We start from the raw sequence: 275 nt of genomic DNA, 5'->3' as shown, positions 1-275 counted from the left end.
CCCTTATTGTGAATGGAAATGCCCACTGCATAACTACATTCCAAACTGGTTAAAACTGGCAGAAGAAGGTCGTATTATGGAAGCGGCAGACTTGGTACATGAGACCAATACTCTGCCTGAAATTTGTGGACGAGTGTGTCCACAAGACCGTTTATGTGAAGGTGCCTGTACCTTAAACGATGACTTTGGTGCAGTCACTATTGGTAGTGTTGAAAAATACATTACCGATACCGCTATCTCACAAGGATGGCGCCCCGACATGACCAAGGTGACAC

The 275-nt window shown here is 45.5% G+C and carries 1 pseudogene; it reads left to right on the top strand.

From position 1 onward, the window contains the following. Nucleotides 1-275, top strand: a pseudogene (locus AAEY72_RS14775) (glutamate synthase small subunit); the annotation flags it as partial.

It is taken from the genome of Psychrobacter sp. W2-37-MNA-CIBAN-0211, from assembly GCF_040309405.1.
GTDB classification, from domain to species: domain Bacteria; phylum Pseudomonadota; class Gammaproteobacteria; order Pseudomonadales; family Moraxellaceae; genus Psychrobacter; species Psychrobacter glaciei.
This window is presented reverse-complemented; position numbering and strand designations above follow the sequence as displayed.